Below are 16340 nucleotides of genomic sequence, written 5' to 3'. Positions count from 1 at the left end.
GACCCTTATTCTATTTAGGTTTGAGCGAGTAATTGTTTTATTTGTTCGCCCGTACAACCAAAACGTCGCTCTCTGGCAACGTAACACGCAATGGCCTCAGCAAATGCTGCTTCATTAAAATCTGGCCAAAGTGTCTCGGTAAAGTAAAGTTCTGCATAAGCAACTTGCCATAGTAAAAAATTACTAATACGAACATCGCCACCAGTGCGAATAAGTAAATCAGGTTCTGCCTGATCTGCCATGCTCATATGCTGTGCTAAGCGCTCTTCTGTAATATCTTCTGCGTTTAGTGTGCCCTGCGCAACTTGCAAAGCAAGTTGTTTTGCCGCATTGGCAACATCCCAACGACCACCGTAATTAGCTGCAACATTTAAACGCAACCCGGTGTTATTTTCAGTCAGCTTATGCGCAGCGTCTACCTTGCTACGTAATCCTTCAGAAAATCGTGATAAGTCTCCAATAATGGTCAGTTTTACATTGTTTTTATGAAGCTTTTTAACTTCCTTTGTTAAAACAAATAAGAAAAGCTCCATTAAAGTGTTTACTTCGTCTTCAGGGCGGCGCCAGTTTTCACTACTAAAAGCAAATAAGGTTAACGATTGTATCCCTAATTTAGTACAAAACTGAACAGATTGACGAACTGCGTCTACGCCTTTTTTATGCCCATACACACGAGGTCTATTTCTAGCTTGCGCCCAACGTCCGTTCCCATCCATGATGATAGCAACATGTTTGGGTAAACATTGCTGTGAAATTGTGTCAGCATCTAGAACCATAAATATCGAGTATTCCATAAAAAAACGCCGCCTAGTATACCCTAGACGGCGTTTCAAAACTAATAATTTTAGTTGCTTAGATTTCCATCAATTCTGTTTCTTTGGCAGCTAATAAAGTATCCATTTCTTTAATAAACTTATCAGTAAGCTTTTGAATCGCATCATCTGATTGACGCGCTTCATCTTCAGATATGTCTTTATCTTTTAATAAACCCTTTACATCGCCATTAGCATCACGACGAATGTTACGAATAGCAACACGACCGCCTTCAACTTCGCCGCGTACAATTTTGATTAGGTCTTTACGACGCTCTTCTGTAAGTGGAGGAAGTGGTACGCGAATAACAGTACCTGCCGACATAGGGTTTAAACCTAAGTCAGATGCCATAATTGCTTTTTCAACAGCTTGCGCTAAAGACTTATCAAATACACCAATAGCAAGTGTACGAGAATCTTCAATTGTTACGTTAGCAACTTGGTTTAAAGGCGTTGGTGCACCGTAGTACGACACCATAATGCCATCTAGGATTGCAGGATGTGCACGGCCAGTACGAATTTTAGATAATTGGCTACCTAGTGCAGTTACACTTTTTTGCATGCGCGCTTGCGCGTCTTTTTGAATATCGTTAATCACGGTTTAATCCTAATTATTTGATTATTTCATCTGAGGCTTGTGAAGAAATAAGTGTACCTTCTTCTTCACCCATAATTACGCGTTTTAGCGCGCCTGATTTATTCATGTTAAATACGCTCAATGGCATATTGTGATCGCGGGCTAGAGTAAATGCCGCTAAATCCATAACTTTTAATTCTTTTTCAATGATTTCATTGTAGCTTAAGTGGGTATAAAGCGTCGCATCTGGGTTTTTAACAGGGTCATCACTGTATACGCCATCAACCTTAGTCGCTTTAATTACTGTATCCGCTTCAATTTCGATACCGCGTAAACATGCTGCAGAATCGGTAGTAAAAAATGGGTTACCAGTACCCGCTGCAAAAATAACTACGCGACCAGTTTTCAATAAACTAATTGCTTCAGCCCAGTTATAAGCGTCACATACACCATTAAGCGGAATAGCCGACATAAGACGACAATTTACAAATGCACGGTGTAGCGCATCACGCATTGCAAGGCCGTTCATAACCGTTGCAAGCATACCCATGTGATCGCCTACTACGCGATTCATACCTGCTTCTGCAAGTGATCCACCGCGTAAAAAGTTACCTCCACCAATAACTAAACCCACTTCTACGTCGAGCTCTACTAGCTCTTTAATTTCTTGTGCCATACGGTCTAAAACTTTAGGATCGATGCCGAAGCCTTCGTCTCCCATTAAAGCTTCACCACTTAATTTGAGAAGAACACGTCTAAAAATAGGTTTGCGATTGATAGTCATAGTATTGGGGCCAACTTTTATTGAATTATGGATAAAAAATAACCGCGCTTATGTTAAACATAAAAGCGCGGTTATTTTAAAGAATTTCTAGCTGCGAAGCAAAACCAAATAGTACTTTAATTGCATCTAATTTCATTATCCTTCACAAATAGTAATCTTACTTAGCTTTAGCAGCAGCAATTTGAGCAGCAACTTCAGCAGCAAAATCTTCTTCTTTCTTCTCGATACCTTCACCAACTTCTACACGTACGAAGCTAGTAACTGTTGCGTTTTTCTCTTTAAGAATATCGCCAACAGTTTTCTTAGGCTCCATGATGAAAGCTTGACCAGTAAGAGAAACCTCACCAGTGAATTTTTTCATGCGGCCAACAACCATCTTCTCAGCGATTTCAGCAGGCTTGCCTTCATTCATCGCGATTTCGATTTGTACTTGCTTTTCTTTAGCAACAACATCGGCTGGTACATCTGAAGGTGTTAAGTATTCAGGGCTAGATGCAGCAACGTGCATTGCAACGTGCTTAAGTGTTTCTTCATCAGCAACACCCGCAACAACAACACCGATACGATCGCCATGACGGTACTCAACTAGGTTTTCACCAGTTACGTACTGTAAACGACGTACATTGATGTTTTCGCCAATTTTAGTAACTAGCTCAACACGGTCTTCTTCAAACTTAGCTTGTAAGTCTTCGATAGAGATAGTGTCAGCAATTGCAGCGTCAGCAACTTTGTTAGCAAATGCTAAGAAGCTTACGTCTTTTGCAACGAAATCTGTTTGACAGTTAACTTCTACTAGTACTGCAACACCCGCGTTTTGCTTGATGATGATAGTACCTTCAGCAGCAATGTTACCTGCTTTTTTAGCAGCTTTAGCAGCGCCACTTTTACGCATGTTTTCAATCGCTAACTCGATGTCGCCATCAGTCTCAGTTAACGCTTTTTTACAATCCATCATGCCAGCGCCTGTGCGCTCGCGTAATTCTTTAACTAGGGCAGTAGTTACAGCCATTAGTAAATCCTCAAATCTGAAATCAGGTTAGATAAGCGGGTTACCCGCTCGACAAGAATAGCAAGTCTTCACCTTAAAAAGATGAAGACTTGATGACAGCTAATTACTCAGCTTCAACGAAATCGTCTTTCTCAGCTTGAGCAACGATGTTATTCTCGCGACCTTCAGTAATAGCAGCTGCAACAGCGCTAGTGTAAAGGCTTACAGCACGGATAGCATCATCGTTACCAGGTACGATGTAATCAACACCGTCTGGGTTAGAGTTAGTATCTACGATTGCAACAACTGGAATACCTAGGTTGTTTGCTTCACGGATAGCAATGTGCTCGTGGTCAGCATCGATAACGAAAAGCGCATCTGGAAGACCGCCCATGTTTTTGATACCACCAAGGCTCTTTTCAAGCTTTTCCATTTCGCGGTTAAGCGTTAACGTTTCTTTCTTAGTTAATTTCTCGAAAGTTCCGTCTTGGCTTTGTGCTTCAAGGTCTTTAAGACGCTTGATTGATTGACGTACAGTTTTCCAGTTAGTCAACATACCACCTAACCAACGGTGATTTACGAAGAACTGGTCGCTTTCTAAAGCAGCTGATTTAACTGCGTCGCTTGCTGCGCGCTTAGTACCAACGAAAAGAACTTTACCTTTGTTTGCTGCAGCACTTGATAAAAACTTAAGTGCGTCGTTGAACATTGGTACAGTTTGCTCAAGGTTGATGATATGTACACGGTTACGTGTGCCGAAGATGAAAGGCTTCATCTTAGGGTTCCAGTAACGTGCTTGGTGACCAAAGTGAACACCAGCTTGAAGCATATCGCGCATTGAAACGTTTGCCATTTTATAGATCCTCTATAGTTGTTTAGGGTTAGGCCTCCACATATCCCATAGCACCAACACCGAAGTAATTAAACTTCAAATGCACCCAAGTGTATGTGACGATACGTGTGTGTGTTAAAATAAAATTGTGTTTGCCTTAAATACAAAAAATCATTTAAGAATTTATTTGTAAAAAGACGGCGCGCTTTATACCATATTAAAATTAAATACTCAACGTCGCGTGCAAAATTTGTTCGACGATAAATGTTAAAAACTCAACTTTGGAGCCTCAATGAGCGCTATTATCAAGACCCCTGAAGAAATAGAGAAAATGCGCGTAGCTGGGCGCTTAGCGGCCGATGTACTTGAAATGATCGGCCCTCATGTAGTGCCAGGTGTTACCACCGATGAGCTAAATACACTTTGTCATGATTATATTGTTAATGTGCAACAAGCAATCCCTGCTCCGTTAAATTATCATGGCTTTCCAAAATCAGTTTGTACGTCAGTTAATCATGTTATTTGTCACGGAATTCCAAATGACAAAGCATTAAAAGAAGGCGACAGTGTAAATATCGACGTAACTGTCATTAAAGATGGTTACCACGGCGACACATCTAAAATGTTCCACGTTGGTACACCAAACATTCAAGCTAAGCGTCTTGCAGAAGTAACACAAGAAAGCTTATACCTTGCTATTAAAATGGTAAAACCAGGTGTGCGCTTGGGTGATATTGGCTCAGCAATTCAAAAATATGCAGAGAGCTTTAACTACTCAATTGTACGTGAATATTGCGGCCACGGTATCGGCGCAGGATTTCATGAAGAACCACAAATAATGCATTACGGTAAAGCCGGTACCGGCGAGGCCTTAAAAGCAGGTATGTGTTTAACTATTGAACCTATGGTTAATGCGGGTAAACGCCAATGTAAGCTTCTTAAAGATGATTGGACAGTAGTAACACGCGACCGTAGTTTGTCTGCGCAGTGGGAACATACTTTATTAGTGACTGAAAATGGTGTTGAAATTTTAACGCTACGATCAGATGATACTATCGAGCGGATCATAGAACACTAATAAAACCGAAACACTTGATAAGAAAATTCTTATCCGTGTGAAAGGTTCAACAAGGAGCCAGCCCACGTGGCATTACCCAACAAAGTAAAAAAGTTGCTTAGCGATGCAGAGCAACTTAGTGATTATCGCGATTGTTCTAGCTATTTTTATAAATGGTTACATAACGAATTTTCTAAACAACCGGTTGGGAATTTAATTAATGCCCGGGCTGAGTTTATTGACCGCCTACTCATTAAGCTTTTTCATGTTTACGACTTAGCGCGCGAACCTGATTTAGCATTAATAGCGGTAGGCGGATACGGACGTGGTGAGCTACATCCCTACTCCGACATCGACTTTTTATTGCTTGTAACTAAACCGCCAAGCGAAGAAATATGCGAAAAAATAGGCCAGTTTGTCACCATGCTATGGGATCTCAACTTAGAGATTGGTCACAGCGTGCGTACGATAGAACAAGCCATTGAGCAAAAACGTGAAGACGTTACTTTTGCCACCAGCTTGCTCGAAAGCCGCCTTATTTTTGGTAACCACATTGAGTTTGAAAAACTCAAAATGCATATTCTTGAAACGCCAGTATGGCGCTCAGGTGAATTTTTTACTGCCAAAGTTCAAGAACAAAACTTACGCCACAGAAAGTGCCACGGCACAGCGTATAATCTTGAGCCAAACATTAAAGAAAACCCCGGTGGTCTGCGCGACTTACAAACCATTATTTGGGTGGCAAAAAAGCATTTTAGAACCGAAACCCTGCAAGAGTTAATAAGCCACGGATACTTAACTCACGAAGAGTTTCAAGAGCTTTCTGAGTGCCTAGAAAACCTATGGAACATTCGCTTTGCACTGCATTTAGCTGCAGGTCGAGCTGAAAACCGCTTATTGTTTGATCATCAACCGCAAGCCGCCGAAATTTTAGGTTTTGGTAGCGACGGTAAAGCCTCTGTTGAGCGTATGATGAAACGCTTATTTAGAATAATGAGCCGCGTGCGCGAACTTAACCAAATGCTACTTTCATACTTTGAACAAAGTATAATGCCCGAAAGTAGTGCTGTGGCAGCAATAGAACTCGACAGAAACTTTGAGCAAGTAGGTCATCAAATACGCGTAAAAGATCCGTCGGTATTTTTTAGACGCGACCAACTCTTTGTATTGTTTGAGCACATAGCCGATAACCCAGCAATAACGCATATTTACCCAAGTACTATTCGTACTATTCGCCAAGTGCGCCGTCGTTTATTGGGCGATTTGCAAGATTACGCAGCCTGTCGCGAAGCCTTTTTGCGCTTAGTTAAACACCCTAACGGCATGGGCCGCGCATTTACGCTCATGCACAAGCACGGCATGCTTGCCGCCTACTTACCGCAGTGGCGTAATATATTTGGGCAAATGCAGTTTGATTTGTTTCACGCGTACACCGTAGATGAGCACACTCACAAATTAATCAAAAACATTTACGAATATTTTGATAAAACAGGCATTAGCGAGTTTCCTATTTGTAGTGAAATAGTCACTCGAATGGACAAACCAGAGCTACTTTATTTAGCCGGTATATTTCACGACATTGCTAAAGGCCGAGGTGGCGACCACTCAGAACTTGGCGCTGTTGACGCAATAGCATTTGCTAAATTACATGGTTTTTCATCGGTGGATGCAAAGCTCGTTGCATGGCTTGTAAGTAATCATTTACTTATGTCGGTTACCGCACAGCGTAAAGACATTAACGATCCTGCTGTAATAAAAGACTTCGCTACACGCGTTAAAACAGAGCGCCAACTCGACTACTTATATTGTTTAACCGTTGCCGACATACGTGCAACCAACGACAACTTATGGAACGATTGGAAAAACACCCTACTGCGTGAGCTATACTTACACACGCAACGCGCTTTGCGTCTAGGGCTCGAAAACCCAATGGATCAACGCGACCAAATTCGCGACAAAAAGCACCAAGCTAAACAACGCTTAATAAATCTGGGTTATCAAGAGGAAAAAATTGATTTAATTTGGAGCCGCTTTAAAGCCAACTACTTTACCGCCTTTAGCGAACAGCAAATATCATGGCAAAGTGAGCATTTATTAAGTAGCACAGACTTAAGCCAGCCAAGTGTTGTTGTATCTAACAAAGCTATGCATGGTGGCACACAAGTATTTGTATACAGCCCCTACTCTGGCCCACTGTTTGCCCGATTAGTAAGTGTGATTGGCTCTAAAAAAGCGCAAATACAACACGCGCAAGTACTGACCACAAAAGACGGCTACGTCTTGTTTAGCTTTGTAATACTTGAAGTAAGTGGCGACCCTATTGCAAGTGGTCGAGCGCAATCAATTAAACGTGGGCTTGAGCAAGCACTAAGCGATCCGCGTAAAAAGATTCGCTTTAAAAAAAGCCGCTCTCAACGCTTTAAAGATTTTAATATTAAACCTAAAATTGTGTTGCGCCCACATGCACGCAAAGACCGTAGCTTAATAGAAATTCAAGCCGTCGATATACAAGGTTTACTAACCAAAATAGCCGAAGTTTTCCAAGCGCATTTACTACACATTCACGCTGCCCGTATTACAACGGTAGGTGAACGTGCCGAGGATTTCTTTGTCGTATCTAATAACGAATACCAAGCGCTGACTGATGAAGAGCAAGCAAAAATTCATCAGGCATTACGTAAAAAATTCAACGCCGAAACAGAATAGAGGACACACATGTCAGATTTAAAAACGATGATCGAAAACGCATGGGACAACCGCGATAGTATTAGCCCAAGCACAGTATCAAGCGACGTAAAACAAGCTATTATCGACGCACTTGATTTACTTGATAGCGGCGCAGCACGCGTTGCCGAAAAAATATCAGGTGAATGGGTTGTACACCAGTGGCTTAAAAAAGCAGTTTTACTGTCGTTTCGTATTCGCGACAACCAACCAATGAACGACGGCGTAAACCAGTTTTACGACAAAGTACCACTTAAATTTAGCGACTACACGCCAGAGCAATTTCAGCAAGGCGGTATGCGCGTAGTGCCAAACGCAGTAGCGCGTAAAGGCAGCTTTGTAGGTAAAAACGTAGTACTTATGCCATCGTACGTAAATATTGGCGCATACGTTGATGACGGCACCATGGTTGATACATGGGCAACTGTAGGCTCGTGTGCACAAATTGGTAAGAACGTACATTTATCAGGTGGCGTAGGCATAGGCGGCGTTTTAGAGCCTCTACAAGCTAACCCAACTATCATTGAAGACAACTGCTTTATTGGCGCACGTTCTGAAATTGTTGAAGGCGTAATTGTTGAAGAAGGCGCGGTAATTTCAATGGGCGTTTACATCAGCCAAAGCACCCGTATTTATGACCGCGAAACTGGCGAAATTCACTACGGCCGCGTACCAGCAGGCGCAGTAGTTGTACCAGGCGCACTACCGTCAAAAGATGGCACCCACAGCCTTTACGCTGCAATCATCGTGAAAAAAGTAGATAAACAAACACGTGAAAAAGTAGGCATAAACGCCCTACTACGCTCAATTGATGAGTAACACGTAGGTTGGGTTGAGTGAAACGAAACCCAACGATACTTTGAAGTTAAGTATTTTAGCTAAACTTTAATTGTATATAGAAAAGCTCTAAGCCCTTTGGGTTTAGAGCTTTTTTGTTATTAATAATAGGGTGATAAGCAATAAGTATAATTCACAGTTTCTAATTCGCTAAACTTTTACATAACCAGATTATTACGTTAAATTATTAAAAACTTAAATAGATAAATAATATGCATAATCAAGAACAAGGTAGTTTTTTTGAACTTTTTAAGGATAGACCACTTATTTTTACTTTTGCATGGGTGTTCTGCTTATCAAATTGGAAGAGTATTTGGTGGTTTTTAACTGAGCCTTTAAAATTCAGTATAAAGCTAGATACATATGAACAGTTAGGTTTTGACTTTTGCCTTTGGGTGCCTCTTCTCTGGACAGTCTTTGCTACAATTTTTTACCCATTGACTGTGCATATACCCGATTTTTTTAGAGGTGTGTGGCAAAATAAATATGACACTTTCAAAGCTAATCGAGAGCCAACTAAATTTATAGCTAAAAAAGAATATGAAAAGTTAAATAAACAGTTAAAGGATGAGATTAAAAGTGCTACGGGGGCTATGAATCAAGCTAGGCACCTAAATGACGAACTCACACAAAAACAGGATCGAATAAAGGCATTAACTAGTGAAAAAGATGAACTAAATGATCACCTTCATAAGCTTAGTATACAAGATACAAATACGAAGGAGAAATTGCTAAAAAGCAGTGAGCAATTCGATAGTATGTCAGATAAGTTCAACAATTTATCGCAAGCTCATTTAGATCTCAGTAATACACTGGAAAAGTATAAAGAGCAAAAAGTAGAGATAGAGAAAAAATATAATCAGCTAGTTTCTAAAAATAAAACTTTGGAGAAAAAACACTCTGAACAAATACATGAGTTTTATATGAATTCTCATCAGAAGAATTCAAACTTAAACCTAGCTCCAAGCAAAAAAGCTGAAATAATTAGTAAACTAGAGAAAACAAGCTCAACCCCTACCTATTTCATTGAGAATTACAGTCAAATAATGAACACTCCATTTATTGGTATCGTTATTAATGATTGCTTATATCAAGCTGGCAAATTGATATACATCCCAGATAACTATAAAAATGAAAGTGTGTTCATTAAGATTATTAACTCTTTCGAAGATACTGACCTACTCTATGGTTTTAGATTTCCAGATTCAAATATAATTCATCCGATTCCATATGAAGGTACCCTTGTACCATACACAACTGAAGAAGCTGACTTAAGTAGTAACAAGTTTATCGAACTTGTTACTACTTGGCGTGGTAACCCAGACCTCGCTACGGATGTTTATGAGGTTGAGTTTAGTGATGAAATTGAAAAATATAAAATAGAGTTCTAAAAATTTAATATACTAGAAATCAAATAATTTCAGTTTTACTTAATTAAGTTAATGTAACTTTGCTTGCTATTGTCAGCTAAAAACCCCCTCCCAAAAACCAAAAAAGCACTTATAAAATAAGTGCTTTTATTGGTTTGCTCAATTAGTGTGGTTTACAGCGCGTTAAATACGTCGTCTGTTTTAGCTGCGCAAATAAAGTCGTTTTTGTGCAGGCCTTTAATTGAATGGCTCCACCATGTAACGGTTACTTTGCCCCACTCGGTTAATAAACCTGGGTGATGGCCTTCATCTTCTGCCATGTCGCCCACTTTGTTAGTAAATGCGATAGCTTGTTTAAAGTTTTTAAATTTATAAACACGTTCAAGCTGCATAATGCCGTCACGTACTTCTGGTACCCAGTCTGGGATTTTAGTAATTAATTGTGCTAACTCTTCGTCAGATACTTTTGGCGCATCTACATGACAGGCTTCGCATTTTTGTGCACTTAATGAAGACATTCTAAATCCTTACTTTTAGCTTTTTTAGCATTAATGTTTAACTGGCTAATTTTTCTTTTGGTGGAAATTTTGGGTCGTGCAAACCAAGCTCTTTAGCTCGCTCAACCAAAGTCATAATATCCATTTGCGATATATCAAACAGATCATGAATCGAATTTATGGTGTAGTACTGTGGTTGCATAATATCAATACGGTACGGCGTACGCAGTACATCAAGCACATTCATCGGGCTGATTTCTGGCGTGTTTGAGTATACGTACTGAGTTTCACCTGGACTTGATAAAATACCACCGCCGTAAATACGCAGGCCGTCTTCGGTTTGCATTAAACCAAATTCAACCGTAAACCAGTATATACGCGCAAGGTATACACGGTCCTTTTTCTGCGCTGCGTAACCTAATTGCCCGTACTTGTGCGTAAACTCAGCAAAGTCAGGATTAGTTAGCATGGCACAATGGCCAAATATTTCATGAAAAATATCTGGCTCTTGTAGGTAGTCAAATTCTTCGCGGCTACGAATAAATGTAGCTACCGGAAACTGCTTGTTTGCCAGTAATCTAAAAAACTCATCAAAGTCGATAAGCGCAGGTACTGGTGCAACTTGCCAACCGGTAGTGGCTAGTAACACTTCATTTAGTTCGCTTAACTGCGGAATACGATCGTGCGGCAGGTTAATCTTTTTTAACCCTTGCATGTACTCATCGCAGGCTTTGCCTTCAATGCATGCAAGTTGGCGCGCTACAAGCTCAGACCAAATTTTATTTTCTTCATCACTCCAGTGTATAACACCATTTTCGTCTGGTGTTTTGGATGTGTATTTACTTGCTTTAGCCATAAGTACCTTCTTGGGTGTGAGCCCTAAATCGGTGTCAGTGTGATACTCAAACCTATTGAATATCGAATGACCCCATACTATGCAAAAGTGAAGAAAAGTTTAATAGACAGGCTAACATCAGTATTTGGCGCGATCACCTTAATCGTAAAGTTAAAATTACACATGTGGAACATTAAAAATACAGACCTTTAAATAAAGGCCTGCAGCTTATTTTAATGTGTACACAATTAAATACACCTAACCGATTTTAGTAAAAGCTTGGTCTAAATCACTAATAATGTCGTTAACATCTTCAAGCCCAACCGAGAGCCTGATCAGCCCATCACTTATTCCAGCGGCAGCTCGCTCCTCTGGCGTATAAGGCGAGTGAGTCATAGATGCAGGATGCTGAATCAGTGTTTCAGCGTCGCCAAGGCTTACTGCAAGTGTACAAAGTTTCATACTATCAATAAATTGTGCGCCATCTTGTAGCGTACCTTTTATTTCAAACGCAATAACACCACCAGCGGCTTTCATTTGGTTACCAATGAACTTATAACCTGGGTGCGATTTAAGCCCCGGGTAATATACGGTGCTTACTTGTGGGTGCGCTTCTAGATATTCGGCTATTGTTTGTGCGCTTTGACAATGGCGCTCTATTCTAATAGCGAGTGTTTTTAGGCCTCGATTAATTAGCCATGCGTCGTGCGGGCTTATGGTTGCACCAATGTCTTTTAGTACGGTCATTTTAATGTGTGTTATGTGCTCAAGCGATCCACATACAATACCGGCGACTACGTCTCCGTGGCCGTTTAAGTACTTGGTCGCACTGTGCATTATTATGTCGATACCGTATTTTTTGGGCGATTGCAGTAGCGGCGTTAAAAAGGTGTTGTCGACCACACTAATTAAATTGTGCTCTTTAGCAACTGCGCCAATCAGTGCCAAATCAATAACTGCCATAGTGGGATTAATTGGCGTTTCTACAAATATCATTTTTGAATTAAGTTTGATGGCAGCGCGTAGTTCGTCCTCGTTGGTCATATCAACAAAAGTGACTTCGATTCCCCAGCGCGGCAACATATGCGAGAAAAACGCAAAGGTACAACCATACAAAGCACTTGAAGCAACAAGATGATCTCCCTGCGATAAAAAGCTCAGTACTGAGGCTGATACAGCCCCCATACCTGTTGCGGTTGCAGCAGCTGCTTCACAGCTCTCTAGTTGAGCAACTTTTTGCTCAAGCTCTGTGGTTGTGGGGTTTCCTAAACGCGTATAAATATAGCCAGGTTCGTCGCCTGCAAAACGCGCAGCACCTTGTGCGGCATTTTCAAAATGAAAGGTAGAGGTTTGATACAAAGGAGAAGTGAGTGCGCCGTGCGGGTCGTTTGCTTTTTGTCGTCCGTGAATACACTGGGTGTTTATATGATGTTTGCTCATTGTAGGCTCATTTTTTGATTATTATGTTTTTGCGATTCAACAATCAAAACGTATGCGCTTACAAACAGCAAGCATGCCGGATGCTCAGATGGCTATTTGTGTAAAAACCGTGCAGCGCACGCTTGTACACAAATATTGCCACCAGGGCGTGTTGACCTTTGCGGATTGAAATTTGTTCAATCTAGGGGCGATTAAATCGCGGCGCGAGGTTTGTAACCTAGTGGGCTAAGTAAAAACCGAGTAACAAAGAGTTTATCGTCCCTAGAAAGAACCCAACGGGCAGCGCATGTTTGGCATTTATTCTGCGTTATCGCCTATTTATGGGGAATAACCACACTTCATAGGCTCTGCCTTGCCTAAATACCAAACACACTGCTGCAAATTCAACCATCAAAGATCAACACGCCCTCGTATTTTATTGTGTTGGTTCCGCCTTTTTACGGCTCATAATTTTACCTGCGATGCTTTGCACAGTGCCTTTTAGTAAGCTGCGTTTGTTTTCAAGCCGTGGTAATGGGCGACTAAGCTCCATTGCTTTGTAACCAATACGCGCTGTAAAAATACCGGCACTGACCCCTTGCGCTGCCCGCCCCGAAAGCTTACCTAAAAGCTCAGCACTCAGTGCAGTTGCAGCAAGGTCAGATACAAGCTCAGCACTGCCTACAAACATTACTTGTTTTATCAGCATACGGTACAGCTTTATACGGCTCGCGTAGCCAAAACCAATGCCATAAATTTTACCAATTTGTTCTATTAACTTAGTACCGCGCCAAAGCACAGCCATCATATCCACCAGCGCCAGTGGGCTTAGGGCAACTAGCAGTGCAGATTCAGTCGCAAAACGATTTATAAGCTTTTTAGCTTTGGTGTCTTGGGTTATTAATAAACTATTGGCGTACAGCGTCATTATTTCTTTGTCGCTGTGATGCGTCGCTACTTGGTTTTTAAAGGTTTCAAAGTTATCAAGCTCCTGGTGTTTATTAAGCTTTTCGAGCCAAGGTAATGCACCGCCTACTTGCTCGCTGTTTAAAAGCCTGTCGGCTTCAACTCGGTGCAATTGGTTACGCTTTAAACTGCGCAGCATTCGGTACTCTCGCCACAATAAGCGCCCTATTAGCAGCACACCACTTACAACCGCGGTTAAATAAACACTGCCTAAAATAATTGATTGCTCGAAAGCAAATACTAACGAGTATGCAAACTCTAAAAGCACCAGTACTATAAAACTAATAGCAAAAACACCTTTAAGCGTTTGCCACTTTGACTTTTTGTACACAGGCTCCAGATCTATTTCTGGCTCTAGTGCTTCATCTTCAAGTTCTTCGTAATCACTTTGTCCGTGCTGAATAATTTTTGCAGGTGCTAAAACGGGTTCGTTTTGCTCAATGCTTTGCGTATCTATACGACGCCCTGCTTGAAATGGTTGGTTTGACTCACTCATGTTAATTTGTCTCCTAGCAGGTACTGCATGACATGATCTAATCGAATATGTTTTAGTTGTTTATCGGGGCTCGGCATTGGAGAGAACGATAAAAACTCAAATCCCTGTGCTGGCCACTCATTTTTATTAAGCATTCGCGAGGGAGGTTGCGGCGGTAAATACGTAAGCCAATCAGGCTCGTTTAGCGGTTTACCGTAAATGCAGTCGAGTGTTTGACCTTTGTCGGTAATTTGGCGCGGCTGCGTTGCTGTAATTGACGACATAGCCATGGTTTCTATTTTTACACCATCAAACTTTAAATGATTACTTTGCTCATGCACGAGCGAATCAAGTAGCAGTGCTAAATCTTTATGGTGCTTAGCACTTATATGATCTGATTTATTAGCTGCAAATAATATTTTGTCTATGTTGGGCTTAAATAAACGTTTAAAAAAGCCCGACTCACCGTAATTAAAGTGTGCGAGTAATTGGTTTATTACACTGCTTTGCTCTTGTAGGGTTTCATGCCCTTCGTTTAATGCACTAAGTACATCTACAAGTACAATTTGGCGATCGAAGTGTCTAAAATGCTCATTATAAAATGGTTTTACAACTTCTTTTACATAGGCGTTAAAGCGCTTAATTAAATGCGCTAAATTAGAACCCGCAACGACATCGTCACTGTTTATTTCACCTGATACCGGAAAAAACAATAACAATGGCGCGCCTTGTAAGTCGCCAGGCATAAGCATGCGCCCAGGTTGCAACATGGCAAGTTTGGTGTCTTTTTTAAGCCCTACTAACATGCTTTGATAAAGCTGAGCAATATGAGCAAGTGCGTTTTCATCAACGGGAGCGTTTAAGTCAAGTTGCTCAACGGCCATTAAAAAGTCACTTGATGTGTTTACGCGCGAAGGCTGAGTTAATAACGGGTATTGCTGCTCGCACCATTGAGAATAGCTTTGCTCAAGCATAGGTAAATCAAGGAGCCATTCACCCGGGTAGTCAATAATATCTAAATAAAGCGTTGATTGCGGCGAAAAGTGGCCGCGCAGCCCTGCGTTACTCTGATACTTTATTGCCAAGCGCAGCGTATTAATCCGCTCAGTTGATGCAGGCCATGTAGGCATCCCATCGCTGGGTAATAATGAATTTAGCGCGCGCGTATAATTAAACGTAGGAACTTTTAACGCCTCTTGCGGCACAACTTTAGTGGCCACATGGCGGTGCTCGCGCATTACATCAAAAAAAGGTAAGTTTTTATCGTCCGCTTGGGTTGTTAAGTGTTTAACAAGCGCGGTAATAAAGGCTGTTTTACCACTACCACTTAGGCCAGTTACGGCAAGTTTTACGTGTTGGTCTAAACTGCGATGAAGGGCTTTTTGTGCTTTGCCTTTAATACTTTTAAAGGTCTTTTTTGCAAATGATTGGCTCATAAAGTGTCTTGCACCTAATTTGCCGTAATTTATCACGCTGCAAATAAGGTGCTATTAAATCCTTTAAAGTTTGTTAATTTCACGGCTCACCGTAAACTCGCTTGAAGTTACATGGCGCTCCATATCTTGAAGGCGAGTATCTACACGCGTTAAACGCTCTTTTAAATCTTGCAATGCGCGGCGCGGTGGCTCGCCCTTTTGCCATACTTTAAATTTTACTTCTAGCGGATCGTCAGTTTTAGTTGAGCTTTTAGTTTGCACTGTTGCGGGCTCTTTTTTATCTAAAATGAACCAGGCTGCAATATACGCTACCACAAATAATGGGCCACCCGTTAGCAGTACCGCACTAACAAATATAATGCGAACTAACCATAACTCCATATTAAAGTAGTCACTTAATCCCGCACATACTCCGGCTATTTTACCGCGTTGTGGGTCTCTTAATAATTCGCGTTTGGCACTCATACTTTGCGTCTCCATTGTGGTGACTCTTGATCAAGTAATGCTTCAAGTGTTTCAACCCTGTCTGCCATTTTTTCGGCTTTATGTGCAAGCTCAAGTAACTGGCGATGTTCGTGTTCACTTAAACCTTGGCTTACTTGTTTTTTGCTACGGTAATGTAAAATTAACCACAGCGGGGCAACAAAAATCATAAATATAACAAATGGTACAATTATTACGTCTGAATCAAACATAATCCTCTCCTGACAATCCGTTTTGATGTTTTTAAG

The 16340-nt window shown here is 41.1% G+C and carries 16 protein-coding genes; 4 read left to right on the top strand and 12 right to left on the bottom strand.

What is annotated here, in order from left to right; all coding sequences use genetic code 11:
* Window positions 1-14: 14 nt before the first annotated feature.
* From uppS to rpsB, 5 genes are all read right to left on the bottom strand, one after another.
* Complete coding sequence (gene uppS, locus PARC_RS05405) at window positions 15-794, bottom strand: undecaprenyl pyrophosphate synthase (protein ID WP_007580985.1); 780 nt, start codon at window positions 792-794, stop codon at window positions 15-17.
* Between the two features lie 58 nt (window positions 795-852).
* Window positions 853-1374 carry a ribosome recycling factor gene (frr, locus tag PARC_RS05400; RefSeq protein WP_206008562.1) on the bottom strand — a complete coding sequence of 174 codons (522 nt, stop codon included), beginning with the start codon at window positions 1372-1374 and terminating at the stop codon, window positions 853-855.
* 49 nt (window positions 1375-1423) lie between these two features.
* Window positions 1424-2173 (bottom strand): UMP kinase, encoded by a 750-nt coding sequence (gene pyrH / locus PARC_RS05395; RefSeq protein ID WP_007580982.1) that lies wholly within the window; start codon window positions 2171-2173, stop codon window positions 1424-1426.
* Between the two features lie 157 nt (window positions 2174-2330).
* Window positions 2331-3182: a translation elongation factor Ts gene (gene tsf, locus PARC_RS05390; RefSeq protein WP_007580981.1), complete on the bottom strand. Its 852-nt coding sequence runs from the start codon at window positions 3180-3182 to the stop codon at window positions 2331-2333.
* A gap of 103 nt (window positions 3183-3285) precedes the next feature.
* Window positions 3286-4014 (bottom strand): 30S ribosomal protein S2, encoded by a 729-nt coding sequence (gene rpsB, locus PARC_RS05385; RefSeq protein ID WP_007580978.1) that lies wholly within the window; start codon window positions 4012-4014, stop codon window positions 3286-3288.
* 271 nt (window positions 4015-4285) lie between these two features.
* Between rpsB and map the strand changes: the two genes are divergently transcribed.
* The 4 genes from map (at window position 4286) to PARC_RS05365 (ending at window position 10002) form a co-directional block, all read left to right on the top strand.
* The gene (gene map, locus PARC_RS05380) at window positions 4286-5071 is read left to right on the top strand and encodes a type I methionyl aminopeptidase (protein WP_007580976.1); all 786 of its coding nucleotides are present in this window, start codon (window positions 4286-4288) and stop codon (window positions 5069-5071) included.
* Window positions 5072-5137: 66 nt separating this feature from the next.
* The gene (gene glnD / locus PARC_RS05375; protein ID WP_007580974.1) at window positions 5138-7756 is read left to right on the top strand and encodes a [protein-PII] uridylyltransferase; all 2619 of its coding nucleotides are present in this window, start codon (window positions 5138-5140) and stop codon (window positions 7754-7756) included.
* Window positions 7757-7765: 9 nt separating this feature from the next.
* Entirely contained in the window at window positions 7766-8593 is an 828-nt protein-coding gene (dapD, locus tag PARC_RS05370; protein WP_002958324.1) for a 2,3,4,5-tetrahydropyridine-2,6-dicarboxylate N-succinyltransferase, read from the top strand.
* Between the two features lie 230 nt (window positions 8594-8823).
* On the top strand, window positions 8824-10002 hold the full coding sequence (locus tag PARC_RS05365; protein WP_010553749.1) for a coiled-coil domain-containing protein: 1179 nt from the start codon (window positions 8824-8826) through the stop codon (window positions 10000-10002).
* A gap of 152 nt (window positions 10003-10154) precedes the next feature.
* Here PARC_RS05365 and PARC_RS05360 read toward each other — a convergent pair whose 3' ends face one another.
* The 7 genes from PARC_RS05360 to pspB form a co-directional block, all read right to left on the bottom strand.
* Window positions 10155-10499 carry a 4a-hydroxytetrahydrobiopterin dehydratase gene (locus tag PARC_RS05360; protein WP_002958326.1) on the bottom strand — a complete coding sequence of 115 codons (345 nt, stop codon included), beginning with the start codon at window positions 10497-10499 and terminating at the stop codon, window positions 10155-10157.
* A 37-nt stretch (window positions 10500-10536) separates the two neighbouring features.
* Window positions 10537-11334, bottom strand: a complete 798-nt coding sequence (phhA, locus tag PARC_RS05355; protein ID WP_010553750.1) for a phenylalanine 4-monooxygenase — start codon at window positions 11332-11334, stop codon at window positions 10537-10539.
* 237 nt (window positions 11335-11571) lie between these two features.
* Complete coding sequence (gene megL, locus PARC_RS05350; RefSeq protein ID WP_010553751.1) at window positions 11572-12753, bottom strand: methionine gamma-lyase; 1182 nt, start codon at window positions 12751-12753, stop codon at window positions 11572-11574.
* A 415-nt stretch (window positions 12754-13168) separates the two neighbouring features.
* Window positions 13169-14194 (bottom strand): TIGR01620 family protein, encoded by a 1026-nt coding sequence (locus tag PARC_RS05345; protein ID WP_010553752.1) that lies wholly within the window; start codon window positions 14192-14194, stop codon window positions 13169-13171.
* The gene (locus PARC_RS05340) at window positions 14191-15609 is read right to left on the bottom strand and encodes a YcjX family GTP-binding protein (protein WP_010553753.1); all 1419 of its coding nucleotides are present in this window, start codon (window positions 15607-15609) and stop codon (window positions 14191-14193) included. Before PARC_RS05340 ends, PARC_RS05345 begins: the two co-directional genes overlap by 4 nt.
* 63 nt (window positions 15610-15672) lie before the next feature.
* Window positions 15673-16074, bottom strand: coding sequence for an envelope stress response membrane protein PspC (gene pspC / locus PARC_RS05335; RefSeq protein ID WP_007580963.1), 402 nt, complete (start codon window positions 16072-16074; stop codon window positions 15673-15675).
* Window positions 16071-16304: an envelope stress response membrane protein PspB gene (pspB, locus tag PARC_RS05330; RefSeq protein ID WP_002958332.1), complete on the bottom strand. Its 234-nt coding sequence runs from the start codon at window positions 16302-16304 to the stop codon at window positions 16071-16073. The genes pspC and pspB overlap by 4 nt, the downstream gene beginning before the upstream one ends.
* Window positions 16305-16340: the final 36 nt, after the last annotated feature.

The sequence above is a fragment of the Pseudoalteromonas arctica A 37-1-2 genome, from assembly GCF_000238395.3.
GTDB classification, from domain to species: Bacteria; Pseudomonadota; Gammaproteobacteria; order Enterobacterales; family Alteromonadaceae; genus Pseudoalteromonas; species Pseudoalteromonas arctica.
Note: the sequence above shows the minus strand (reverse complement) of the source record. Positions and strands in the feature narration are given on the sequence as shown.